Origin of the sequence: Jeongeupia wiesaeckerbachi (assembly GCF_050916355.1) — a bacterium.
Taxonomy (GTDB): Bacteria; Pseudomonadota; Gammaproteobacteria; order Burkholderiales; family Chitinibacteraceae; genus Jeongeupia; species Jeongeupia wiesaeckerbachi.
Map to the genome: position 1 here is coordinate 3,705,206 of NZ_CP136946.1, position 22,261 is coordinate 3,727,466.

General features: G+C 65.3%; 20 protein-coding genes. 8 read left to right on the top strand and 12 right to left on the bottom strand.

Going from position 1 to position 22,261, the window contains the following annotated elements:
• The first annotated feature begins 2 nt into the window (after positions 1-2).
• Complete coding sequence (locus tag R0382_RS17880) at positions 3-605, top strand: hypothetical protein (RefSeq protein ID WP_432721373.1); 603 nt, start codon at positions 3-5, stop codon at positions 603-605.
• A gap of 195 nt (positions 606-800) precedes the next feature.
• Here R0382_RS17880 and R0382_RS17885 read toward each other — a convergent pair whose 3' ends face one another.
• The 5 genes from R0382_RS17885 to R0382_RS17905 all read right to left on the bottom strand — a co-directional run bounded on the left by R0382_RS17885 (position 801) and on the right by R0382_RS17905 (position 6,087).
• Positions 801-1,241 (bottom strand): carboxymuconolactone decarboxylase family protein, encoded by a 441-nt coding sequence (locus R0382_RS17885; protein ID WP_432721375.1) that lies wholly within the window; start codon positions 1,239-1,241, stop codon positions 801-803.
• Positions 1,204-1,626, bottom strand: a complete 423-nt coding sequence (locus R0382_RS17890) for a MerR family transcriptional regulator (RefSeq protein WP_432721376.1) — start codon at positions 1,624-1,626, stop codon at positions 1,204-1,206. The genes R0382_RS17885 and R0382_RS17890 overlap by 38 nt, the downstream gene beginning before the upstream one ends.
• Before the next feature lie 184 nt (positions 1,627-1,810).
• Positions 1,811-2,524, bottom strand: a complete 714-nt coding sequence (gene kdpE, locus R0382_RS17895) for a two-component system response regulator KdpE (RefSeq protein ID WP_432721378.1) — start codon at positions 2,522-2,524, stop codon at positions 1,811-1,813.
• Complete coding sequence (locus tag R0382_RS17900) at positions 2,524-5,205, bottom strand: DUF4118 domain-containing protein (protein ID WP_432721379.1); 2,682 nt, start codon at positions 5,203-5,205, stop codon at positions 2,524-2,526. The genes kdpE and R0382_RS17900 overlap by 1 nt, the downstream gene beginning before the upstream one ends.
• Positions 5,206-5,277: 72 nt before the next feature.
• The gene (locus R0382_RS17905; protein ID WP_432721381.1) at positions 5,278-6,087 is read right to left on the bottom strand and encodes a type 1 glutamine amidotransferase; all 810 of its coding nucleotides are present in this window, start codon (positions 6,085-6,087) and stop codon (positions 5,278-5,280) included.
• A gap of 300 nt (positions 6,088-6,387) precedes the next feature.
• Between R0382_RS17905 and R0382_RS17910 the strand changes: the two genes are divergently transcribed.
• Positions 6,388-7,680, top strand: coding sequence for an erythromycin esterase family protein (locus tag R0382_RS17910; RefSeq protein WP_432721382.1), 1,293 nt, complete (start codon positions 6,388-6,390; stop codon positions 7,678-7,680).
• 66 nt (positions 7,681-7,746) lie between these two features.
• On the opposite strand, the gene R0382_RS17915 is transcribed toward R0382_RS17910, so the two are convergent.
• Positions 7,747-9,561, bottom strand: a complete 1,815-nt coding sequence (locus R0382_RS17915; protein WP_432721383.1) for a PTS fructose transporter subunit IIC — start codon at positions 9,559-9,561, stop codon at positions 7,747-7,749.
• 4 nt (positions 9,562-9,565) lie between these two features.
• On the bottom strand, positions 9,566-11,689 hold the full coding sequence (gene pfkB / locus R0382_RS17920) for a 1-phosphofructokinase (protein WP_432721384.1): 2,124 nt from the start codon (positions 11,687-11,689) through the stop codon (positions 9,566-9,568).
• Positions 11,690-11,973: 284 nt separating this feature from the next.
• Between pfkB and R0382_RS17925 the strand changes: the two genes are divergently transcribed.
• Together R0382_RS17925 and R0382_RS17930 are read left to right on the top strand one after the other, a co-directional pair.
• Positions 11,974-12,960 (top strand): LacI family DNA-binding transcriptional regulator, encoded by a 987-nt coding sequence (locus tag R0382_RS17925; RefSeq protein WP_432721386.1) that lies wholly within the window; start codon positions 11,974-11,976, stop codon positions 12,958-12,960.
• 16 nt (positions 12,961-12,976) lie between these two features.
• Positions 12,977-14,236, top strand: a complete 1,260-nt coding sequence (locus tag R0382_RS17930) for a 6-phosphofructokinase (protein WP_432721387.1) — start codon at positions 12,977-12,979, stop codon at positions 14,234-14,236.
• Positions 14,237-14,291: 55 nt separating this feature from the next.
• On the opposite strand, the gene R0382_RS17935 is transcribed toward R0382_RS17930, so the two are convergent.
• Positions 14,292-14,459: a hypothetical protein gene (locus R0382_RS17935; protein WP_432721389.1), complete on the bottom strand. Its 168-nt coding sequence runs from the start codon at positions 14,457-14,459 to the stop codon at positions 14,292-14,294.
• 173 nt (positions 14,460-14,632) lie between these two features.
• Here R0382_RS17935 and R0382_RS17940 point away from each other — a divergent pair, with 173 nt between their 5' ends.
• From R0382_RS17940 to R0382_RS17950, 3 genes are all read left to right on the top strand, one after another.
• Positions 14,633-15,622, top strand: a complete 990-nt coding sequence (locus R0382_RS17940) for a DUF6929 family protein (RefSeq protein ID WP_432721390.1) — start codon at positions 14,633-14,635, stop codon at positions 15,620-15,622.
• A gap of 98 nt (positions 15,623-15,720) precedes the next feature.
• Complete coding sequence (locus R0382_RS17945) at positions 15,721-16,530, top strand: transporter substrate-binding domain-containing protein (RefSeq protein ID WP_432721391.1); 810 nt, start codon at positions 15,721-15,723, stop codon at positions 16,528-16,530.
• Positions 16,531-16,639: 109 nt separating this feature from the next.
• Complete coding sequence (locus tag R0382_RS17950; RefSeq protein ID WP_432721392.1) at positions 16,640-16,828, top strand: hypothetical protein; 189 nt, start codon at positions 16,640-16,642, stop codon at positions 16,826-16,828.
• Positions 16,829-16,849: 21 nt separating this feature from the next.
• On the opposite strand, the gene R0382_RS17955 is transcribed toward R0382_RS17950, so the two are convergent.
• The 3 genes from R0382_RS17955 to alkB form a co-directional block, all read right to left on the bottom strand.
• On the bottom strand, positions 16,850-18,970 hold the full coding sequence (locus tag R0382_RS17955) for a hypothetical protein (RefSeq protein ID WP_432721393.1): 2,121 nt from the start codon (positions 18,968-18,970) through the stop codon (positions 16,850-16,852).
• Between the two features lie 280 nt (positions 18,971-19,250).
• A complete protein-coding gene (locus R0382_RS17960) occupies positions 19,251-19,604 on the bottom strand; it encodes a YkgJ family cysteine cluster protein (RefSeq protein WP_432721395.1) in 354 nt (117 codons plus the stop codon).
• A gap of 91 nt (positions 19,605-19,695) precedes the next feature.
• Positions 19,696-20,343: a DNA oxidative demethylase AlkB gene (alkB, locus tag R0382_RS17965; protein WP_432721397.1), complete on the bottom strand. Its 648-nt coding sequence runs from the start codon at positions 20,341-20,343 to the stop codon at positions 19,696-19,698.
• 236 nt (positions 20,344-20,579) lie between these two features.
• On the opposite strand from alkB, the gene R0382_RS17970 reads away from it, so the two are divergent.
• Positions 20,580-21,641 carry a sensor domain-containing diguanylate cyclase gene (locus R0382_RS17970; protein ID WP_432721398.1) on the top strand — a complete coding sequence of 354 codons (1,062 nt, stop codon included), beginning with the start codon at positions 20,580-20,582 and terminating at the stop codon, positions 21,639-21,641.
• Between the two features lie 96 nt (positions 21,642-21,737).
• Here the strand turns inward: R0382_RS17970 and R0382_RS17975 are convergent, their stop codons facing one another.
• Positions 21,738-22,205, bottom strand: a complete 468-nt coding sequence (locus tag R0382_RS17975; RefSeq protein ID WP_432721399.1) for an Ada metal-binding domain-containing protein — start codon at positions 22,203-22,205, stop codon at positions 21,738-21,740.
• Positions 22,206-22,261: the final 56 nt, after the last annotated feature.

The window sequence follows — 22,261 nt, forward strand, 5'->3', positions numbered from 1 at the left end:
GCATGAAACGTACTCATTTCTTCATACTCGTCGCACAGCTTGTAGCGGGCTACGCGCTGGCGTGCCCGCCTTCGGTCCAGCCGCGGTCGGCACCGCTGCCGGTCGGCGCCGACGGCAAACTGCCGGTCGTCCAGCCGGTCATCGCCAAGCCGGTCACACCCGGCGACGACCTGTGTGCCAGCGAAGGCATCTACAGCGACACCGCGCAGCTCGCGTCGTTGTCGGACACCGAATACCAGAACCGTTTCGGCACCCTCCCCACCGCGTCGGCGCCGCCTTTCCATGCCGGCGTTACGCAGACCGGCGGCGGTTACGACTTCTTCATCAGCACGCCGCTCGGCAGTGGCGGCGGGCAAGCGCCGGCGAGCTGGGAAGTCCGCGTCGACGGTCAGGTGATCGCAACCGGCAGCCGCTTCGAGCTGATCGGCGCCTGCCCCGACTCGAGCGAAGCGTGCGGTTCTCAATCGGCCTGGGTGGCCACCACCTCGCTCTCGCCGGGCGCATTCGATGCCACGCGCTATGTCACCGTCTGGGTCTGCGGCGCCGACAACGCGTGCCGACCGACGCCGCTGCTGTCGCCGCGATTCAAGCAAAGCTTCAGCTGACGTTGAAGCCGGCCAAGTCAGACGACCCGGTTCGCACCCGGCATCACATATACCGCGCACGCGAGCGAATCGTTCCCGAAGCCGTAACTGGCGCGTGCCCGCGGCCACAATTGCGGCTGCGGGCCAGGAAGGCATCCAGCGCCGGCTTGCCGGCGGACCTTCAAGGCGGCAAGCGCGACAACCGGGGTGAATGACTCAGGCAGCGTCGCGCTGTTCCGCATCGCGGGCCGCGAACACGTCACGGGCGGCAAACAGGCCGTTCAGCGCGGCCGGAAAACCGGCGTAGACCGCCATCTGCATGATGACTTCGACGACTTCGCCACGCGAGCAACCAACATTGAGCGCCGCACCGATATGCACCTTGAGCTGCCGCGTGGCGTTGCCGAGCGCGGTCAGCGCGGCGACGACGGCGATTTCGCGCGACTTCAGGTCCAGGCCGGGGCGCGAGTAGATGTCGCCGAAGCCGAACTCGACGACATAGCGGCCAAAATCCGGCGCGATATCGGCCAGCGAGGCAATCACCGCCTCGCCGGCGTGGCCGTCGTCGATTTCGCGCAGTTTTTCCAGGCCGCGTTCATAGCGGACATTAGACAGCGGACTAGCTGGAAGCGGGTTGGCGGGGTGGGCTGGGTTCATGGTCGTGCTCCTTGGCTGCGGAATGAACCCTGTCCGCCTCCATGCGCCGGTAGAGCGCGATCTTGTCGGCCAATTTGCCCAGATGGCTTTGCAGGCGTTGAACCTCCGCCTCGACCCGCGCGGCATGCGATTCGAGCAGTTCGCGCCGCTGCGCCAGCGTTGCATCGCCTTCACGGCGCAAGCTTGCGTACAGCTGCATCTGCTCGATCGGCATGCCGGTTTCGCGCAGCCGGATCAGAAATCCCAGCCACGCCAGATCGGCCTGACCGTAGCTGCGGTGACCCGAAGCATTACGCGTGACACGATCGATCAGGCCGATCTTCTCGTAGTAGCGCAAGGTGTCGGCTGAGAGGCCAACGGTATGGGCAAATTCGCTGATGTTCATAAGAGGGACAGGGTGAGCCAAGGCTAATACTTGGAGCTTACTCCAGGTCAAGCACGACGCAGCACCGCCTGTCCGGGCACCTGCACTCGGCACGACGGAGCGACCGCGGTGGAACCCGTCGGCGGACGCCCCCTTCTACAACGGCTTCCGGCAGTTGCGGCAAGCCGCCGGCAGGATTGCCGTGCTAAAGCACCAGCCGATAGCCGACGCCGGTCTCGGTCAGCAGGTGCTGCGGCTGCGCCGGGTCCGCTTCGAGCTTCTGGCGCAGATGGCCCATATAGATGCGCAGATAGTGGCTGTGCTCGACATAGGCCGGCCCCCACACTTCGAGCAGCAGCTGCCGGTGCGTCAGCACCTTGCCGGCGTGGCGGATCAGCACCGACAGCAGCCGATATTCGATCGGCGTCAGATGCAGCGCCTCGCCGCCGCGCAGCACTTCGCGCGCAACAAGGTCGACAGCAACGTCGCCGATGCTGACCTTGCCGTCGCGGCTCGATGCGTCCTGTTTGGCGTGGCGGCGCAGCAAGACGCGGACGCGCGCCAGCAACTCGGCCACGCCGAACGGTTTGCTCAGATAGTCGTCGGCGCCGGCGTCGAGCGCGGCGACCTTGTCGCTTTCTTGCGTGCGTGCCGACAGCACCAGCACCGGCACGTCGGAGAACGCGCGCAGTTCGCGGATCAGCGTAATCCCGTCGCCGTCGGGCAGGCCAAGATCGAGGATCAGCAGATCGGGCTGGCGCGTGCCGGCCGCGATCAGCCCGTCCCGCACACTGCCGGCCACATGCGCGAGCATGCCCTCGCCTTCCAGCGCCATCGATACAAAGCGGGCGATCTGTGCCTCGTCCTCGATCACGACGACGGTAGCGGCCAGGGCGGACAAGGACGACGGGACGGGCATCAGGCGCTTTCCGGCGGGGTGGCGAACAGGTCCGGATCGGCGCCCGGATCGACATGGGGGAGTGGCGGCGGCGGGCGGCGCGGCAGCCGGATGGTGAACATCGCGCCTTCGGCCCGGCCGCCGGTGTGAACCGATTCGGCGCCGATGGTACCACCGTGGGCATGGACGATGGCCCGGCACAGCGCCAGGCCGAGGCCGACGCCGCCGATGTTTCCCTCGGCCGTACCGCGGCTGAATTTGGTAAACAGCGCCTCTTCCTGCCCCGGCGGCAGGCCCGGTCCGTTATCACGCACCGTCAGCAACAGACTGCCCGGTTCGGCGTGGGCGGCCAGCGTAATCACACTGCCCGCCGGCGTGTATTTGGCGGCGTTGTCGAGCAGGTTGACGAGTACGCGCTCGATCAGCACCGCATCAAACTCGACCAGCGGCAGGTCGGCCGGCACCGCCAGCGTCACCCGGTGCGCGGCCAGCCGCTGCCCCATCGCCCGCAGCGTGGCGCCGAAGACTTCCTCGACCGATTGCCAGTCGCGCCGCAAGCGCACCTCGCCCGATTGCAGCCGCGCCATATCGAGCAGATTGGCGACCAGTTCGTTCATCCTACTGGTTTCGTCGACCAACTGGCCGGCGAGCGATTGCGAGACCTCGGCGAGCGGCTGGGCGGCCAGTGTGCTGGCCAGCCCATGCAACACGGTCAATGGCGTACGCAGGTCGTGCGAAATCGTCGACAGCAGGTTGTTGCGCAACTGCTCGCCCTGCATCGACACCAGCGCCTCCTGCGCGACCTCGACGAAATGCACGCGTTCGAGCGCCAGTGCGATCTGCGCCGCGCACGTCGACAGGAAGCGTTCGTTCTCCGGCCCCGGCGACCACTCGCCGCGCGGCGTCAGCGCCAGCACGCCGCGCACGCGCACCGGCGCCGCCAGCGGCAGATAGTAAGCCGGCGACGCCGGCAGCGTCCCGGTGCCGCGCCCGGCCGGCTGGCCGTGACGGAACACCCAGTCGGCAACGGCCAGATCGACCGACGCCCCGCCGACATGCGACAGCACCTCGTCGCGGCTCGGCAAGGCCAGCCCGACGTCGGCATCGACGCGCGGTGCCAGCTGCGCCAGTGCGATCTCGACGACCCGTTCGTGCGTCAGTGCGGCCGCCAGCGCCTGCGACAACTCGTACAGCGCCGCGGTACGCCGCTCTCGCCGCGTTGCGGCATCGGCCTGGAAGCGCAGCCGCGCCGACAGCTGACTGATCGTCAGCGCGACGCCGAGCATCACCACGAAGGTCAGCAGGTATTGCGTGTCCGACACATTGAACGACAGCTGCGGCGGCACGAAAAAGAAGTCGAATGCGGCCACGCTGAGCAAGGCCGACGTCGCGCCGGCGGTCCGGCCGAAACGCACCGACACCAGCAAGACCGACACGAGGTAGAGCATCACAACGTTCGGCAGCTCGACGATTTTCGATAGCGGCACCAGCAGCGCCGACGAAATCGCGCAGCCGATGGCGGCAGCCAGCATCCCGCCGGAACGGCGCCCGAGATCGATCGGTGGCCACCAGCGGCGCGCTGACGCGTTGACGCGGATGGCCTGTACCGCCAGCCCCGGTGACTGCGCCAGCACGCGCTCGGCCAGCCCCGGCCGCAGCCCGGCCAGCCATGCATGCGGCGGCGCCTCGCCAACGATCACCATGCCGACATCGTGTTCACTGGCGTAGGCGACGATCGTCGCCGCGACATCACGTCCGGGCAGCGTGGCGGTCTCGGCGCCGAGCGATTCGGCAAACTTGAGCGCGGCAAACAGCCGCGCGCGCATCGCCGCATCGCGGGCCAGACGCGGCGATTCGACCAGCACGGCAAACCAGTCGGTTTTCAGTCGCCCGGCCAGTCTGGCGGCGTGCCGGACCAGCCGGTCTGGCTGTTCCGAGTAAGGCAGCACGACCAGCACCCGGCCCTCGGGCGGCGCCGAGCCGGTCGCGCGGCGTTCGGCATCGACACGCTCGGCGGTGCGGCGCAGTGCCAGCTCGCGCAGCGCGATCAGGTTGGATTTGCGGAAGAAATGCTCGCGCGCGCGGCTCGCGGCATCGGCCAGATAGACCTTGCCCTCGGCCAGCCTTGTCAGCAATTCGTCCGGCGGCAGATCGACCAGCACCACGTCGTCGGCGGCGTCGAACACGTGGTCGGGCACCGTTTCGCGCACGCGTACGCCGGTCAGTTGTCCGACGACATCGTTGAGGCTTTCCAGATGCTGGACGTTGACCGTCGTATAAACATCGATCCCCGCCGCCAGCAGCTCGTCAATGTCCTGCCAGCGCTTCGGGTGCCGGCTGCCGGGCACATTGCTGTGCGCCAGTTCGTCGACCAGCAGCAGCGCCGGCGCGCGCGCCAGCGCGGCGTCGAGGTCGAACTCGGACAGCGTGCGGCCCTGATACGGCATTTCCCGCCGCGGCAACATCGACAGACCGTCGAGCATCGCCAGCGTTTCGGCTCGGCCGTGCGTTTCGACCAGACCGGCAACGACGTCGACCCCTTGTGCGGCCTGCGCCCGCGCCTGCACCAGCATCGCGTAGGTCTTGCCGACGCCGGCATTGGCACCGAAAAACACCTTCAGCCGGCCGCGCTGCGCACGCGCTTCATCGGCCTTGAGTTCGGCCAGCAGTTGATCGGGATCGGGACGTTGGTCGTTCGGCATCGGCGCTAACTCGAAAAAGTTGCGATCATTCTAAGCCCCGGCGGGCGCATGTCTGGCGTTTGCTCGATGTACTCATGCCTGCAGCAGGCGCTCGCCCCAGCTCTCGCCGCCGCGCGGCCGCGTGTGCGGCAACACCGGCGCAGTCAGGCGCGACAGGCCCGGCACGATCAAGCGGGTCCGGCCCGGTAAGCGTGCAATCCACCGGCCGTAGACGCGGTCGGCCAGCCGGTGCAAGGCCGTGACGCGCGCATCGAGGTTGGCAAGCATATCGGCCTCCGGCTGCACCGAGGCCGAGATGTTGCGGCGGATGTCGTCGCCGTCGTTGCGGCACCATTGACGGATGCTGTCGGCGGTCACTTCAAGATGGGATTGCAGGCCGAGATGCGGTCCGATCGCAAAGCCCTTGTTCATGCAGTAGGTGCCGAACAGCACGCGCTTGGCGCCACGCGGAATTTCGAAAGTGTCGAAGTGCCAGTGGAATAGCTCGAGTTCGCGCCGCGCACCGAACCACTCGGCGGCTTCGTCGAAGCGCGTCACCAGCACCCGGCCCCAGCCGATGTTCGGCACGCTGTTACGGCGGACCCGCGCGCCGAGCGTCTTGGCCAGCAACTGGCCGCCGAAGCAATGGCCGAGCACCGGCCGCTCGAGCCGCAACGCATCGCGCAACAGCGCCTGCTCGCGGCGCATCCACGACAGATCATCGTTGACGCTGGCCGGCGAGCCGAGGATCACCACGCCGCTGAACTCACCGGCGCGGGTCGGCGGCGTTTCGCCGGCGTCAACGGCAAACAGCCGCCACGGAATCGCGTGGGCGTCGAAAAAATCGATCAGATAACCGGGACCTTGCGCCGCGTCGTGGCGGCAGATGGCTACGGGCTGCATGGCGTCGCTCTTGGTGAAGAACACGCGGCCACTTTAGGGAGGACCGCATCAACGGCGCGCAAAGAAGCATCGGCCGCGCATAAAAACGGCATAAAAAAGCCGTGGCGGCGCGTGGACGGAACCAAGAGCGCCCTTCCACCCGAAACCTGTATGCGTGATCGTTGGCGGCCCGGGCAACGATCCAACACACTGACAAAACACTTACAAACAATAATCACAACTCAAGCAAAGTTAATCAGCAACAAGAAATTTTGAATAAATAAATAATCAGTGCTCCCTTCCACCTCGCAGGAAATGAGCATGAAACTGCATCACGCGCTGTACGCCGCCTTGCTGGCCATCGGCATCAGCACCGCCGCCCATGCGGGCTCCGGCATGACGCCGGGCCAATGGCTCGAAGCCAACAACACCCAGATCATCAGTACCAGCCCGGCCTATCCCGACTACGCCGACCTCGCCGCCTTCGGCAAGGCGGTTGGCGATGCCCGCGTCGTGCTGATCGGCGAGCAGACCCACGGCGAAGGCAATGTGTTCGAGCTGAAGAACCGCATCGTCCAGTACCTGCACAAGAAAAAGGGCTTCGATGTGCTGTTGATCGAAAGCGGCATGGTCGACGGCACCGCGCTGTGGAACTACGCGCAGGCCGGTGGCTCGGTCGCCGAACAAGCGCCGGGGCGGATCTTCTATATGTATTCGCGCACCAAGGAAGCCCGCGGCGTGCTCGAGTACGTCGACAGCCAGCGGACCAGCCCGCGGCCGCTGATCCTTGCCAGCTACGACACGCCGCACGGCGGGCTCGAATCGGTCAACAATCTGCTGCCGACGCTGCAAGCCTTCCTCGCCGCACGCCAATCGCCGTCGCTGGCCGACCCGCGCTGGGCCGGTTATCTGCGCGCCGCGCAAGCGGTCGTGGCCGACAACTTCAACGGCCCACCGTCTGACGCCGACAAACAGGCGCTGGTCGATCTGACGCCGGTGCTGCTGGCCGAGCTCGACGACAGCGTCGCCGCCAGCGGCCGGATGTTCGATTCGCCCGGTTTCTGGCGCCTGCAGGTGGGCAGCATTCGCGCCGGTGCCAGCGACCAATGGCAGATCAACAACGGCGACGTGCCATACTGGGTCTCGCGTGACCAGCAAGCCGCGCAGAACATCGCCTGGCTCGCCGACAAGTTCTACAAGGGCAAGAAGCTCGTCGTCTGGACACACAACGGTCACGCAGGAGACTTCTCCGTAAACTTCGGACTCGGCGGTGTGACACTGGGCACCTATATCTCCCGGCAATTCAAGAACGACGCTTATCGCGCCGGTTTCGTCGGCTACGCCGGCAGCGTGCGCAATATGGACAACGCGACAACCCGCGACATCCCGCCGCCGACACCGGGCTTGCTCGAGGCCGAGTGGCGCGCGGCCGGCCTGCCGATGGCCTTTATCGACTTCAAGCAGCGTGCGAACAAGCCCGGCTGGATAACGTCGATCACCGCACGACCGTTCGAATATCTGGAGTTCCCGCCGTCGTATCCAAACTTCGTCAACGGCACCTTCGACGGCCTGTTCTACATCGACCAGCCTGTCCCGGCCACGCCGATTCCGTAATCGATTCCGGCAACGCGGCTACGCAAAAACGGGGCGCTCAGGCGTCCCGTTTTTGCTTGCTACCGCTCATGCAACAGCGGTCTGCACCGGTTTTTTCAGCGCCCACAGCGCCAGCGCCGTGACCACCGTGCCGGCCAGCAGCGCGATCAGATACATCCCCAGATGGGTGATCGCGTTCGGGATCGGCAGCACGAACACGCCACCGTGCGGTACCTTGAGTTCGGCGCCGGCCGACAGCGAAATCGCCCCGGCAATGGCCGAACCGAGCATGCACGACGGAATCACCCGCAGCGGATCGCGTGCGGCGAACGGGATCGCGCCTTCGGTGATGAAGGCGATGCCGAGCACGGCGGCGGCCTTGCCGGCGTCGCGGTCCTCATGCGTGAAGCGGCTCTTGAACAGCCAGCACGCCAGCGCGATGCCGAGCGGCGGCGTCATGCCGGCGACCATCGCCGCCGCCATCGGCGTGTAGATCTGGCTGGCGATCAGCCCGGCGCTGAACGCGTACGCCGCCTTGTTGACCGGGCCGCCCATATCGAAGGCCATCATCGCGCCGATGATCGCGCCGAGCGCCAGGGCGCTGCCGGCCTGCATGCCCTTGAGCCAGTTTTCCATTGCGTGCAGCACCACCGCGACCGGCTCGCCGACGACGTACATCATCAAGAGACCGACGATCAGCGTCGAGAACAGCGGCAGGATCAGCACCGGTTTCAGCCCTTCCAGATTGCGGTGCAGCTTGATGTGCTTGTTGAGCAGCAGCGTGATGTAGCCGGCCATGAAGCCCGAGATGATGCCGCCGAGGAAACCCGCGCCGATCGCGCCGGCGAGCATGCCGCCGACCATGCCCGGCGTGATGCCCGGCCGGTCGGCGATCGAGTAGGCGATATAACCCGACAGCACCGGGATCATCAGTGCGAACGCCGATTTGGCGCCGATCTGGAACAGCGTCCACGCCAGCGTGCCCTTGTGCGCGTCGTCGAAGGCGTAGATGCCGCCGAGCGCGAACGCCACCGCAATCAGCAAACCGCCGGCGACGACGAAGGGCAGCATGAAGGACACGCCGGTCATCAAATGCTTGTACGGGCCGGAGAAATTGTTGCGTGCCTTCTTCGCTTCGGCCGCCTCGTCGGCGAGACCTTGTTTCGCCGCCGCCGCGCCCTGCACTTTGGCATTGGCGAGCGCCTCGTCGATCAGCTTCGCGCCATTGTTGATCGCGGCCTTGGTGCCCGATTCGAACACCCGCTTGCCGGCGAAGCGCGCCTTGTCGACCTGGGCGTCGGCGGCAATGATCACCAGATCGGCACCGAGGATCTGGTCCGCACTCATCGGGTTCTGCGCGCCGACCGAGCCCTGCGTTTCAACATGGATCGTATGGCCGAGCTTGGCGGCGGCGGTCTGCAGGCCTTCGGCGGCCATGAAGGTATGAGCGATGCCGGTCGGGCACGAGGTGATCGCGACGATCTTCAAAGCCTTGGCCGGCACATCGGCGCGCGCGGCCGGCACTTCGGCCTGCGTCATCGCAAGCGGAGCCACGCTGGCGGCCGGTGCCGCCGCGGCGAACTTGCCGAGCACGGCGGCCGGCTGCGCGATCGCGTCGGCGATGCCGCTCCTGCAGATCGACATGCCCTGATACGGCGCCAGATCGACGTCGTCGTCGGCGACGATCACCACGCCGGCGGCATCGCGCAGTTCGTCGCCGCTCAGCGCATCCTGCACGCCGAGCCGGTTGCGGACTTCGATGCGCAGCGCCAGCTGCAGCGCATCGGCCTCGGCGGCAAGCGCTTCGGCGGCCATCAGCGGCTGCGTCAGTCCGTCACGGCTGGCGACAACGGCGACCAGCTTGCGGTCGAGACTGGATTTGGACAGCGTCAATTCGGACATGGGTTCACTCCTCGGTGGCGTGCACGGCGGACGCGCGCGCGGTTGAGACGGCAAGGCGGCGAACCGCAACGCGTTCGGCGATCGCATCGATGTCGGCCTGCGCCGGCAAAGCCGGGCCGACGACGGCCAGCTTGGCGCTGGCGCAGGCAACGGCGCGACGCAAGGCATCCTCGCCGCTGCGCCCTTCGAGCTGTGCGGCAATCAGCCCGGCAACCAGCGCATCGCCGGCGCCGACGCTGCTGCCAGCGGCGACTGCCGGCGGCGTTGCCAGCCAGGCGTCGTGCTGCTCGACCAGCAGCGCGCCCTCCTCGCCCAGCGAAACAACGACCTGCGCAACACCGCACTGTTGCAGCGATTGTGCTGCGGCCAGTACGTCGGCCAGCGTAGTCAGCGTCCGGCCGGCCCATTGTTCGAGTTCGCGTCGGTTCGGTTTGACCAGATCGGGCAAGGCCGTCGTCGCGACCCCGGCGAGGCTGACGCGCAAGGCTTCGCCGCTGGTATCGAGCGCTACCTTGGCACCGTGGGCATGCATCAGCGCGGTAATGAAGCGATAGAAGCCCGGTGGCACGCCGATCGGCAGGCTGCCCGACAACACCACCCACGACGCACCGGCGGCCAGCGCATCAAGCTCGCGCTCGAGCGCCTGCTGCGCATCGGCATCGACATCGAACGACGGCAGATTCAGGTCGGTCGTCTGTCGGCGCTGCTCGTCGACCAACTTGATATTGATCCGCGTTTCGCCGGCAACCTCGACCATGCGGTTGTCCAGCCCCTTGGCGTCGAAGAAGCGCTTGAACACCGGCGCGTTGTCGCGGCCGAGAAAGCCGGTCACCGCTACTGCCAGCCCGTAGTCGGCCAGGCAAGCGGCGACGTTGATGCCCTTGCCGCCGGCGTTCTGGCCGGCATCAGCAGCGAGGTTGACCTCGCCGGCGCGCAAGGCCGGCAGCGTCACGGTCAGGTCGATCGCCGGGTTGCACGTCACCGTCACCACCGGTTTCTGCGCCAGCGCCAATCCGACCTGATCACCAAGCGCCTGCAACGCGGCGCTCGCCATCGGCTCGGCCGTCCCGACACTCGTCCGCACCGCATCGCGCCACGCGCCGGCGACGTCCTGCCCGGCCAGCATCAGCCGTGACGCCTGGCGCAGCAGCGGCAAGTGGCCGATGCACGCCAAGCGCTGCGAGATCGCATCCCGCGTCGCCGCGTCGGTCAGCGGGCTCGCCGCATCACGATGCAATCGGGCCTCGACGCGGCGCAGCGCCAGCTCGAGCAGCCGAGCGGCAGCCAGCGGGTCAGCCACGGCCGGCGTGGCTGATCCCGCAGCCGAAACAACCGTTGGCACTGCAACCGCTTTCGCCGTAGCGGGTCGGGCAGGTGCCGGGGCGTTGGCGCGTTCGCTTGCGCTCAGCGCGGCAATCGTCGCGCACAGCGCCGCCAACGCGTCGGCAGCGTCATCGCCGTCGGCCGAAATCGTCAGTGTCGCACCGCATTCAAGGCCGAGCTGCAGCAAGGACACCATGCTCTTGGCGTTGGCCGTTTCGATGCCGTGGCGCACGCGGATCTGCGCCGAGAAACGCTTGGCCGTGTTCACCCAGGCGCTGGCCGGCCGCGCATGCAGGCCGGTCGGATAATCGAGGACCACGTCGGCGCGGACGGCGAAATCCACCGCCACCGCATTCGTCGCGGCAGCCGGTGCCGTATCGTCGGCGAGTGCCGCAACGATCTCGTTCACGTCGCCGGTGACGAACAACCGTTCAAGCCGCGCCTCGTCACCCAGCAGCCGGGTCAGCCGGCGCAACACGGCGATGTGCTCGTCGTTCTGGGCGGCGATGCCGACGATGAAGCGCGCCTTCTCGTCGCCCATCCATGCCACGCCTTCGGGAACCTGCAGCACCGCAATGCCGGTCTGCTTCACCAGATGCCGGTCTTTCGGAATGCCGTGCGGAATCGCCACGCCATGGCTCAGATAGGTATTCGCCTGCGTTTCACGCGCCAGCATGCTGTCGCCGTACGCCGGATCGATGAAGCCTGCACCGGCCAGCAGCGCGGCCACTTCGGCGATCGCCGCCGTCTTGTCTGCCGGGCACGCGTTCAGTCGGACCAGCCCGGGGGTCAGCAGTAAAGCCATGGTGGGAGACTCCTATCGGATGACGCGATTATTTGAAAACGTTTTCATTTATGACGTCAATACGGGTTACCCATTAATGCACCAAAACCGACGCCCTTTGTGGTGCGGGCAGCGCTGAACGCCAGCAAAACAGTGCACACCGGTGAGCATTGATGGTGCAGAAAGCCGACGAAAGGCGCCAGTTGGCCGCCAGATCATGACATTCGGGCAAACGACGCTAGCCAAGCCGGCACGGCGCTGATAAATTTCAGTAAACGTTTTCAGTTATACATCGATCCATGGCCATGAAACCCAGCATCAAGGACGTCGCCGCCGCCTCGGGCCTGTCGCTCGCCACCGTGTCACGGGCGCTGGCCGACAACGGCCTCGTCAATGAAAAGACCCGGCAGAAAGTGCTCGCCGCGGCCGAGGCGCTCGGCTATCGGCCCAATCTGCAGGCACGGCGTTTGCGCTCGAAGCAGTCGCAAACGATCGGCCTGATCGTCTCCGACATCCGCAACCCCTTCTTCACCGCCGTCAGCCGCGCAATCGAAGACGCCGCCTACCGCGAAGGCATTCGCGTGCTCTTGTGCAATAGCGACGAAGACGCGGCCAAGGAAGCGATGTATCTGCGGCTGATGCAGGAGGAGCAGGTCGGCGGGGTGATCTTCTCGCCGACGCTGTCGGCCGGTGCCGCGCTGGCCCGGAGCGAATTCGACTTCCCGCTGATCACGATCGACCGTGCACTCGGCGACAGCGATTGCGTCGCGTTGAACAACCATGAGGCGCTCGACACGCTGATCGACCATCTGGTCGCCAACGGCTACCGGCGCATTGGCGGGCTGTTCGGCAATACCAGCGCCACCGGTCAGGCGCGTTTCGACGCATACGTATCGGCGATGCACCGCCACGGCCTGACCCCCGATGCGCGCCGGCTGGTGCCGACGATGGATGCGGCGCAGCAGTGCGTCGCCGGCTGGCTGGCCGAAGGCCGCTCGCCCGAGGCGCTGATTGCCAGCAACGGGCTGACGCTGCTCGGCGCCATGCGCGCGATCCGTCTGCGCGGCTTGCGCATTCCCGACGATCTCGCGCTGGCCGGCATCGACAACGAGGCGTGGACCGAACTCGTCGAACCGGCGCTGACCGTCATCAGTCAGCCGACCTACGACATCGGCGATACCGCGATGCGGCTGCTGATGCAGCGCATCCAGGAGCCCCTGCTGTCGCGCCGCGTCGTCGCCCTATCGGGCGAACTGATCGTGCGCGACTCGACCCGACCCCGACTTGCCTGAACCTGCGGAGAACGTCATGCCCGACCCAACGAGAACCAGAAACGCACTGTACGCCCAATCCGGCGGCGTCACCCCGGTGATCAACGCCTCGGCCTGGGGCGTGATCGACGCCGCGCGCCGACATCCCGAGCGCATCGGCACGCTGTTCCTCGCCCGCAATGGCATCCTCGGTGCGCTGAACGAGGCGCTGATCGACGCGGCGACACTGAGCGACGACCAGCTCGCGTCACTGAAAACCACCCCGGCCGGCGCCTTCGGCTCCTGCCGTCACAAGCTGAAGCAAGACGCCGAGTTCGACCGGCTGGTGGCGCTGTTCGAGGCGCACGACATCGGCTACTTCTTCTACAACGGCGGCGGCGATTCGGCCGACACCTGCCTCAAGGTGGCCGAGCTGGCGCGATCGCGCGGCCTCGAGCTGACCGCCGTACACGTGCCGAAAACCATCGACAACGACCTGCCGCTGACCGACTGCTCGCCGGGCTTCGGCTCGGTCGCCAAATACATCGCCACCTCGGTGCGCGAAGCCGGGCTAGACATCGCCTCGATGTCGGCCACGTCGACCAAGGTCTTCATCATGGAAGTGATGGGCCGCCACGCCGGCTGGACCGCCGCCGCCGCCGGCCTTGCCGCCGCCAACGCCGACACACCGCCGCACCTGATCCTGGTGCCGGAAATCGCCTTCGACGAGGCGCGCTTCATTGCCGCGGTATCGCAGACCGTCGAGCGCGTCGGCTATTGCGTCGTCGTCGCGTCGGAAGGCATCCGCGACGGCGAAGGTCGCTTCCTCGCCGAGAGCGGCGCAACGGATGCCTTCGGCCACGCCCAGCTTGGTGGCGTCGCACCGGTGCTCGCCAATCTGGTCAAGGCGAAGCTTGGTGCCAAGGTGCACTGGGCGGTACCTGATTACCTGCAGCGCGCGTCGCGCCACATCGCCTCCGCCACCGATCTCGAACAGGCGATCGCCGTCGGCGAGGCTGCCGTCGGCTTCGCGCTCGAAGGCAAAAAGAGTGTGATGGCCGCCATCATCCGCGATCAGGCCACGTCCTACCGCTGGCACATCGACGCCGTGCCGCTCGCCGAGGTCGCCAACAAGGAGAAAACACTGCCGCGCGATTATCTGGACGCCGAGGGCTACCGGCTCACCGAGGCCGGCCGCGAATACTTTGCGCCGCTGATCCGTGGCGAGGCCTTCCCTCCGTTTGTCGACGGCATGCCGGCGCTGCCGGACTGGCAATTCGACGAAGTTGCCAAGCGGCTGACACCGTTTCAGGCGTGATTTCTTTCGTTCAACGGCAGCCAGTCCGGCATTGCGGCCAGGCCGGGCAAGGCCTTCAATCGGCAAGGTACAAGCCACATCCGGCGCCCGGGCCGTACTCGGCATCCGCTTCTTGGTGACACTGTAGGTTGTTTTCAATCACGCCAATATTTTCAAGCAAAGAAAGAATAAACAAAAACAAATAGATATTTATCAACAAAAACAACAAATAAATATGTGTCATTACTTACACCAAATCGTCAATGTCAACGATAATTTCTTGACCTAATCCGTCATAAAATTGAAACATCATGGCCGTTCAGCCCAATGAACGGCCATGGCGGCAAATGCCATGCCGCGATTCGGCGCTGATACAGCAAGGCCCACTCTTCCACACGCCCTGTGAGTCCCGAATCTATGTTGAAGCCCATCCTGGCTATCGCACTGTCCGCCGCTTTCTTCAGCAGCGCCCACGCGGCGCGCTTCCCGACGCCGAAGCTGGAACTCGGCCCGGCCGTGCTGAATACCGACCTGCCATCCGCCTCGGGCCTGGCTGCCAAAGGCCGTTTTCTGTACGCAGTCGGTGATGATTCCCCCTGGCTGTTCCAGCTGGACCAACAGTTCAACATCACCGACAAGCAGTTGATCAAGGAATACCCGCTCGACACCAACGGCCGCATTCCGAAAAGCCTCAAACCGGATTACGAGGCGATGACACAAGTGCGCATCGGCAAGCACTACTGGCGCATCGTGCTCGGCTCGGGTAGCAAATCCACCGTGCGCGAATGGGGCTATCTGCTGTCGGACGACCGGCAGACCAAACTGGAGCGCGACCTCAAGCCGCTGTATGCGCAGCTGTACGCTGCCAGTGGCTTCAGCAGTGATGAAACGCTGAATATCGAAGGTCTGGCCACCGCTGGCGGCCATGCCTATCTGTTCAATCGCGGCAACTCCGGCAGTAACCTGATCTTCCGTCTCGATCAGGCCGAGTTCATCGCCTACATGCAAGGCACGCTGCCCCAGATCAGCAAGCTCGAGACCTTTAAGGTCAGCCTGCCGCGCATCAGCAATTTCGAAGCCGGCCTGTCCGGTGGCGAGTTCTGGCCGCAAGCCAACAGCCTTGTCTACACCGCCTCGGTCGAAGCCACCGGCGATGCCTACAACGATGGCGCAATCCTCGGCAGCTTTGTCGGACTGATTCCGCTGACCGCGCTGAAAGCAGGCCAGACGCTCGATCTTGCGCCGACCTCGGTGCTGCTGACCCGTCACGGCCGCGCGCTGGTGACCAAGCTCGAATCGCTCGCAATCACCGCATCGGACGACGATGAAATCAAGGGCGTGCTTGTCAGCGACAACGACAACGGTACCAGCGAGTTCTTCCGCTTCGAGCTGGAACTGAACGACTGAAGCCGGTTCGCTCGCCCCGCCACCGGGGCGACGCGACCGGCGGTGCACCCCGTTTCCGGGCACCGCCCCCCCATCCCAATATCAGGAGTCGCGCATCAATGCGTCATTTGCTGTTCGCCGGACTGTTTGTACTCGCCGGCATCGCCCACGCCAGTGATCTCGACGAGATCAAGAAAAAAGGTGAAGTGGTCATCGGGGTCAAGGACTCCTCGCCGCCGTTTTCGCTGATGGACACGAAAACCCGTACGCTGCGCGGTTACGACATCGAGTTTGCCCAAGGCATTGCCCGCCGGCTCGGGGTCAAGCCGATCTTCCTCATCGTCGAATCCGATGACCGGATTCCGGCCTTGAAGGCGCACAAGGTCGATCTGGTGGTGGCCGACCTGACCCGCACCAAGGAAAGGGAAAAGGAAATCGAGTTCAGCCTCGGCTACTTTGTGACCGAGGACAAGGTGCTGGCCAAGAAAGGCCTGTTCAAGCGCGATGCCGACCTCAACACCGCACGGCTCGGGGCAACCGCAACGTCCAGCACATCCAAGATGCTGCGCAAGAATTACCCGCAGGCCAAGCTGAGCGAGTTCGAAGACAAGCCGGAAATCGTCAAGGCCCTGCTGGCCAACCAGATTGACGGCGCCGTTGCCGATGCGCCGGTGCTGGCGAACTTCCAGTCCAAATTGCCGCGAGATCTGCGCAGCCAGTACGAGGTTTCCGAATTTGCGCTGAGTGTGAAGATTCTGGGCGTCGGGATCCGCAAGAACGAGAAGGACCTGCGCTCGGCCGTCGACACCGCCTTGCTTGAAATGGAAAAAACCGGCGAAGCGGAAAAAATCTTTGACCGCTGGTTCGGTTCGGGCACGCCCGATCCGATCACGCGGATCTTTACCATCAGCAGTTTCCGCGCACAGTAAGCCCTCAGGCCCGCAGATGCGGGCCTTGTCGTATCCCGCGCATGCGGCCGATCGGCACCGCAACATGCTACTCTGCCCGGTTAAGCTGATATCACACCGGAGCCGCACCATGTTTACCTGTCTGAACCAAGCCTGCGAAGCGAAGTGGAAGCCCGAGGAAGTCGAAATCAGGAACGAAGGCCAGGGCGAACTGTTCCGCTGCCCCTTGTGCCGCGCCCGCAACTTCGTGACGCGCAGCGTCAAGGCCGACGGCTCGGTCGTCTACAAGCAACTGCCGCCGCCGCCCAAGATCGGATAACGGCTGCGGCCGGTACGATGCTCAGCGCAATTGCGCAGCAAGCACCTTTCTGGGCACGACCGGCACCAAAGCCACCGGCGGGCCGATCACCGGGGTGTTCAACGGTGCCGCCGCGCCGATCATGATCACGATCGAGTTGCTGCCGGGGTTGAGATCGGGATTGGGGTTCTGCTTCCAGTTGTTCATCATCCACACATTGCCGGACCGGTCGATCTGGCCGCCGGTAATCCGCTCGAGCGAATTGCTGAGATAGCCGGTTGCGGGCGAGATCGGATCGCCGACCTTCATGCCGGGCGGGCATTTGCTGGTATCGGTGCCGCAGAAGCGGCTGATGCCGGTCAATGCGGTCGTCGGTGTAACACCGACGCTGTCCGGGCCGAAGTTGAACACCCACACCGTATCGTTGCCGTCGACCGAGATCCCCCAAGGCACGGTGATGCCGCCGCCGGTAAAGGGCGAGCCCGGGTACGGCTCATGGCTGCCCCGCTGATAGAGCGTGATCGACGGATTCGTGGCCGGACCGACGTTCGACCTGTCTGGGCACGGTGCATCCAGCCAGTCCGAGTTGGCGACCCAGATATTGCCCTTGCTGTCGGCCGCGTTACCGATGGGGTGGCTCAGCAGTGGGCGCTTCGGATCGGCGCCGGCATTGGTCAGCGTCTTGATGATGGTGCCGTCCGGCGCAAGCACCACCACGGTGTTGCCCCTGTTGGTGGTGACCCAGACATTGCCGTCCAGATCGACCACGGTGCCGAATGGCTTGAGGTTCGGCAGCGCGCCCGGCGCAAGCGCGGCCAGCGGGATATTGACGGCCCGCGTCGGGTCGCCATTGGGAATCTTGGTGACCGTGTCGTTGCCGCAATTGGCCAGCCAGATATTGCCGGCCTGATCCGACGATGTGCCTTGCGGCCACGAAATATTGCCCTGGGTGAAGCCGGTAGCTGGAGAAATCGGCGAACCATCGGGCCGGAATACCGACACGCTGTTGTGCGGCGCTTCCAGTGACGTGCCGATGCAGGGCGGGTCCTCGAAGCCGAAATTGCCGGTCCAGATATTGCCTGCGGGATCTAGCGTAATCCCGAAACCGGCGCCGCTGAGACCGCCGCCAAAGTAAGGCGAACCGGGCACGACCTGGGCCGAGGGGGAGAACTTCAGCAGGCGCAAGCCGGCACACGTCGACTGGCCTCTGTACTGCGGCTCGTAGTTGTCGTTGGCCCAGGCATAACCCTGCGCATCGAAGGCGATGTTGCCAACGCCGTTGACGAGGTTGGAGGGGCTCTGTTCGCTGTAGAAGCCCCCCGTGACTTTCAGAAACAGCAACCAGTTCGTCGGGCGCGCGGCCAGCCCCGGATACTGCGCCGGCGATGCCTGCGCCAAACGGAATACCGGATCGGCCGCATCATCCGGGTAGCCGGGATATGCCGGGTACTTCACGATATTGGACAGCGCCTGCAGTACGTTGACTGGCCGCGCACCGCCAGGCGGGGTTGCCGCAGCAAACAGCTTGGCGCAACTCGCTTCTGCCGCGACGCAGGCGGCAACGACGTTGGCCAGCGAATTGAAGGTCGCCAGCGTGGATGTTGCGCCGCCATTGGGGGACGACGAAAGCGCAGTCCCAACCGCGCCGGAAACGGGATCCGCCAGATTGGTCGCCATCTGCGCGGCATTGCGCATACCGATGACGTCCCCGGCGATGCCGGATGCGCTGATGAACTGCGCGAACGCGTTACCCGTGGCGACCGTTGTGCGATCGTTCACCACGATCGGCGGGCTGATTTCGCCATTGCCGGTGCCGATCGCGCTAGCCAGCATGGCCTCCCCCAAGGTCGCCTGGACAAACAGGAGGGGCTGCTGAGTCGTCTGCGCCTCGGACAACGCGTAATCGATGGAGAAAGTGCCGTCACCGCTGGTTGTCGCCGAACCGAGCTGCACCCATGCTGCGTCGTCGCCTGAAAAGCTGGCATACAGTTCGACCCGGTAGTTCCCGAGGCCTGCCGAGCGGCTCTGGACCTGCCCCGACAGCGTCAGTTGCTTGCCGGACGGCGAATCGCCATCGAAGCATCCACCCAATGCCAGTGCCAGGCTGGCCGACAAGGCCATGGCCCGCCACGATCCGCCACGGCCCGGCTGTTGAACCCGCATACGCTGTTTCATGTTCACCGCCATGGATGGCCGACGCCCTCGGGGAAACGAGGGAGAACGCGAGGAAACTCCTTACAACGTAATCGAGCCGTATCGGTTTATCCAGCCTTTTTCGGCACGCGGCCGCCATGCTGCCCGCGGGAAATCCCCTACCAGCTCAGTGAGTTGGTCACGATTGCGCCACCGGACCGGTTTTGCGGCGTTTTGATCGCACCCGAGCGCATCTGCCCGCGCATTGCTGCGATCCATGAAGGCACTGCTTCCGGATGCACCCGGATCGTCAGACCAGCACGTGTCTCACTTCGGCGAAGAAGTCATACACCTGCTGCTCGACCGCCGGATCAACCATCGTCTCCGGCCGTCGTCCGCGCGGGCAGGCTAGCTTGGGGGTGGTGCCAAACAGCCGGCAGATGATCGGCCGCTCGGTATAGACCTGACAGCCCTTGGGGCCGAGGTGGGGGCAGTTCAGTTCGGCCAGCGCCGCATCGCGTTCGGCCGTCGACTTGCGCGGCAGCCGGGCCATTTCCTCGCTCGATGTCGTCACCGGCCCGCAGCAGTCGTGACAGCCCGGTTCGCATTCGAACGACGGGATGCGTTCGCGGAAAAAGCGGATGGTCTGGGCGTGGGGCGTCATTGAAGGTCCTTGGCGGTGCACCCGCGCAATCTACGCCGATCGCGCCGCGATGCCAGCGCAGCATTCCCGCTCGCGCGGCAGCCATATCAAATCAGCGCACTTTCCTGAAGGTCAGGTTGATCCGCTGTTCGCCCAGCAAGGGGTGACTGCCGGGCTTGATCGGCAACACGCCGTGATAGCGCAGCCTTGACGGCCCGCCCCAGACGACGACGTCACCATGGGCGATCGGCACGCGCGCCTGCTTGTCGCTGCGCTCGAAACCGCCGAACAGGAACACCGCCGGCAGACCGAGCGAGACCGAGACGATCGGGTGATCGTAATCGAGTTCGTCCTTGTCCTGATGCAGGCTCAGCCGCGCGCCGATGGCGTAGCGGTTGATCAGGCAGGCTTCGGGCGTGAAGCCGTCGAAACCCGCCTCGCCGGCGGCGTCGAGCGCCAGTTGCGCGAACGCCCGCGGCATTGCCGGCCAGCGCCGGCCGCTGTCGGGGTCGATGGCGTCGTAACGATAGCCGCGCCGATCGCTGACCCAGCCGAGCGCACCGGCATTGCTCATCGCCACCGACATCCGTTGCCCGCCGGGGGTAATCAGGTGACGGAACGGTGCATCGGCGGTGACCGCGTCGATGGCTTGCAGCAGGTCCGGCACGCGCGGCAGCGCAAAACCGCGCAGCACCATCGCGCCCGGCGCGAGGACTTCGCACCAATCGGGCGGGGAGTCGGCAAACAGATCATCGATCATGGCCGTGCCTCGGCACTGGCAAACCGCCGCATGGCGCACGCATCACCGACACCGGCGCCGGCATTTTTTACGGCGGTAATGCTGCCGAACAGACCCGGTCGCCACGCGGACGACGCTATGCTAACTGGTTGCATAAAGCCACCTTATAACAACGATAACCACTAGCGTCCTGCATAGGCAGCGACGCGCATACCACGGGCTGGCAAGGATTTCCCGGACATCATCAGAGAGGCCACATGGGCACCCGTTTTCAGCAAAACGAAGCCGAACGCATCGCCACCCTGCACCAATATGGCATTCTGGACACCCCGCCCGACGGTGCGTTCGACCATATCACCGCGCTGGCGGCCAAACTGCTCGACGTGCCCATTGCCATTGTCAGCCTCGTCGACACCGACCGCATCTGGTTCAAATCGCATCACGGCCTCGACACCGACACCATCGACCGCGCGCCGGGCCTGTGCGCATCGGCCATTCTTGGCGACCTGCCTTATGTCGTGAACGATGCGGCGATCGATCCGCGCACGCTGAGCAACCCGCTGGTCGCCAGCGAATTCGGCCTGCGCTTCTACGCCGGGATTCCGCTGCAGACCCGCGACGACCACAACCTCGGCACCCTGTGCTGCATCGACTTCGCGCCCCGCGAAGTCAGCACCGAAGACATCGACGCGCTGCGCAAGCTCGCCACGCTGGTCATGGACCAGATGGAACTCAGGCTGGCTGCGCGCCGCGTGCATGCGCTCAATCAGGATCTGCGGCAAGCGCACGAAGCGCTGCGCATCCAGGCGCTGCACGATCCGTTGACCGGCCTGTGGAACCGCCGGGCGATTCTGGATCACCTCAACCGCACCCTGGCGCTGTCCCGGCGCGAACAGAAGCCGGTGACCGTGCTGATGCTCGATCTGGACCGCTTCAAAAGCATCAACGACAATTTCGGCCATCCGGTCGGCGATCAGGTACTGATCGAAGCCGGCCGCCGGCTCAAGGCCGTCTGCCGCAGCAGCGATGCGGTCGGCCGTCTGGGTGGCGAGGAATTCCTGGTCGTGCTCTATCCATCCGACGCCGATCGGGGCCAGCCCGCAGCCGAACGCTTCCGCCAGGCCATCGGCGCCCTGCCCTTCATCCTGCCTGCCGATACCCCGGTGCCCCGGCTCGACGTGACCGTCAGCATCGGCACCTGCAGCAGTGTCGTCACCACCGACGCCGACAAGCTGGTCAAGCTGGCCGACGATGCCTTGCTCGCAGCCAAGACCAACGGCCGCAATCGCATCGTCAGTCACACGCCCCCGCAGGACTGAGCCCGCCGCGTCCCGGCGATGCGCGGCAGCGGTGCCGCAGCCCAGCGCATCGCCCTCTTGTAACAACGGCCTGCGAGTTCGTCACCGGCATCGCCATCAACCGGCTTGCTCGCGCGGCCGGCAGCGCTTGCACGGACGAAATCCCGCGGCCTCGGCCGCATCGCAACTGGCGTGGAAGCTGACGTTCTCGGGCTTGGCCCGCGCGCCGCAGGATGGCCGGCAATACACCCCCGTGCTCGCTACCGCGTAATAGAACGCGGCGTCGCGACTGCGCGCAACGACGGCCGCCCAGCGCGGGTCGGCCTCGGTAACGGCGGCGCGGGCGGCTTTTTGCTTCAGCGTCATGATCGACTCCTTGTCGGGATCATGGCGCCATGCTGCACCGGCGCCGACCACGCCGCCTCCCGCTTCTTGCGCCGCGCCGCTTTCTCGTTCCCCCTCAAGCAGCGCTTTGCCGTGCTGCGTTTGCCGCAAACGGGCGAGATCCATCGCGGGCAGTACATCAGCAAACACCCATAAACCTGTTGTTTCAAAACGCCTTTCACTACGCCCAAGCTTGAGCACACCACACCCATGCTGGCACCTTGCGCATTGATGACATTGCCATTAATAACAACGCA

Bases quoted from the DNA above. Each gene is read 5' to 3' on its own strand.
- R0382_RS17900 (WP_432721379.1), bottom strand. From the start codon at position 5,205: ATGCCGAACGACCAACGTCCCGATCCCGATCAACTGCTGGCCGAACTC.
- R0382_RS17960 (WP_432721395.1), bottom strand. From the start codon at position 19,604: ATGACGCCCCACGCCCAGACCATCCGCTTTTTCCGCGAACGCATCCCG.
- R0382_RS17925 (WP_432721386.1), top strand. From the start codon at position 11,974: ATGAAACCCAGCATCAAGGACGTCGCCGCCGCCTCGGGCCTGTCGCTC.
- R0382_RS17885 (WP_432721375.1), bottom strand. From the start codon at position 1,241: ATGAACCCAGCCCACCCCGCCAACCCGCTTCCAGCTAGTCCGCTGTCT.
- R0382_RS17915 (WP_432721383.1), bottom strand. From the start codon at position 9,561: ATGTCCGAATTGACGCTGTCCAAATCCAGTCTCGACCGCAAGCTGGTC.
- R0382_RS17905 (WP_432721381.1), bottom strand. From the start codon at position 6,087: ATGCAGCCCGTAGCCATCTGCCGCCACGACGCGGCGCAAGGTCCCGGT.
- R0382_RS17935 (WP_432721389.1), bottom strand. From the start codon at position 14,459: ATGACACATATTTATTTGTTGTTTTTGTTGATAAATATCTATTTGTTT.
- R0382_RS17945 (WP_432721391.1), top strand. From the start codon at position 15,721: ATGCGTCATTTGCTGTTCGCCGGACTGTTTGTACTCGCCGGCATCGCC.
- R0382_RS17955 (WP_432721393.1), bottom strand. From the start codon at position 18,970: ATGCGGGTTCAACAGCCGGGCCGTGGCGGATCGTGGCGGGCCATGGCC.
- R0382_RS17890 (WP_432721376.1), bottom strand. From the start codon at position 1,626: ATGAACATCAGCGAATTTGCCCATACCGTTGGCCTCTCAGCCGACACC.
- R0382_RS17950 (WP_432721392.1), top strand. From the start codon at position 16,640: ATGTTTACCTGTCTGAACCAAGCCTGCGAAGCGAAGTGGAAGCCCGAG.
- pfkB (WP_432721384.1), bottom strand. From the start codon at position 11,689: ATGGCTTTACTGCTGACCCCCGGGCTGGTCCGACTGAACGCGTGCCCG.
- R0382_RS17970 (WP_432721398.1), top strand. From the start codon at position 20,580: ATGGGCACCCGTTTTCAGCAAAACGAAGCCGAACGCATCGCCACCCTG.
- R0382_RS17930 (WP_432721387.1), top strand. From the start codon at position 12,977: ATGCCCGACCCAACGAGAACCAGAAACGCACTGTACGCCCAATCCGGC.
- R0382_RS17910 (WP_432721382.1), top strand. From the start codon at position 6,388: ATGAAACTGCATCACGCGCTGTACGCCGCCTTGCTGGCCATCGGCATC.
- R0382_RS17880 (WP_432721373.1), top strand. From the start codon at position 3: ATGAAACGTACTCATTTCTTCATACTCGTCGCACAGCTTGTAGCGGGC.
- kdpE (WP_432721378.1), bottom strand. From the start codon at position 2,524: ATGCCCGTCCCGTCGTCCTTGTCCGCCCTGGCCGCTACCGTCGTCGTG.
- R0382_RS17940 (WP_432721390.1), top strand. From the start codon at position 14,633: ATGTTGAAGCCCATCCTGGCTATCGCACTGTCCGCCGCTTTCTTCAGC.
- alkB (WP_432721397.1), bottom strand. From the start codon at position 20,343: ATGATCGATGATCTGTTTGCCGACTCCCCGCCCGATTGGTGCGAAGTC.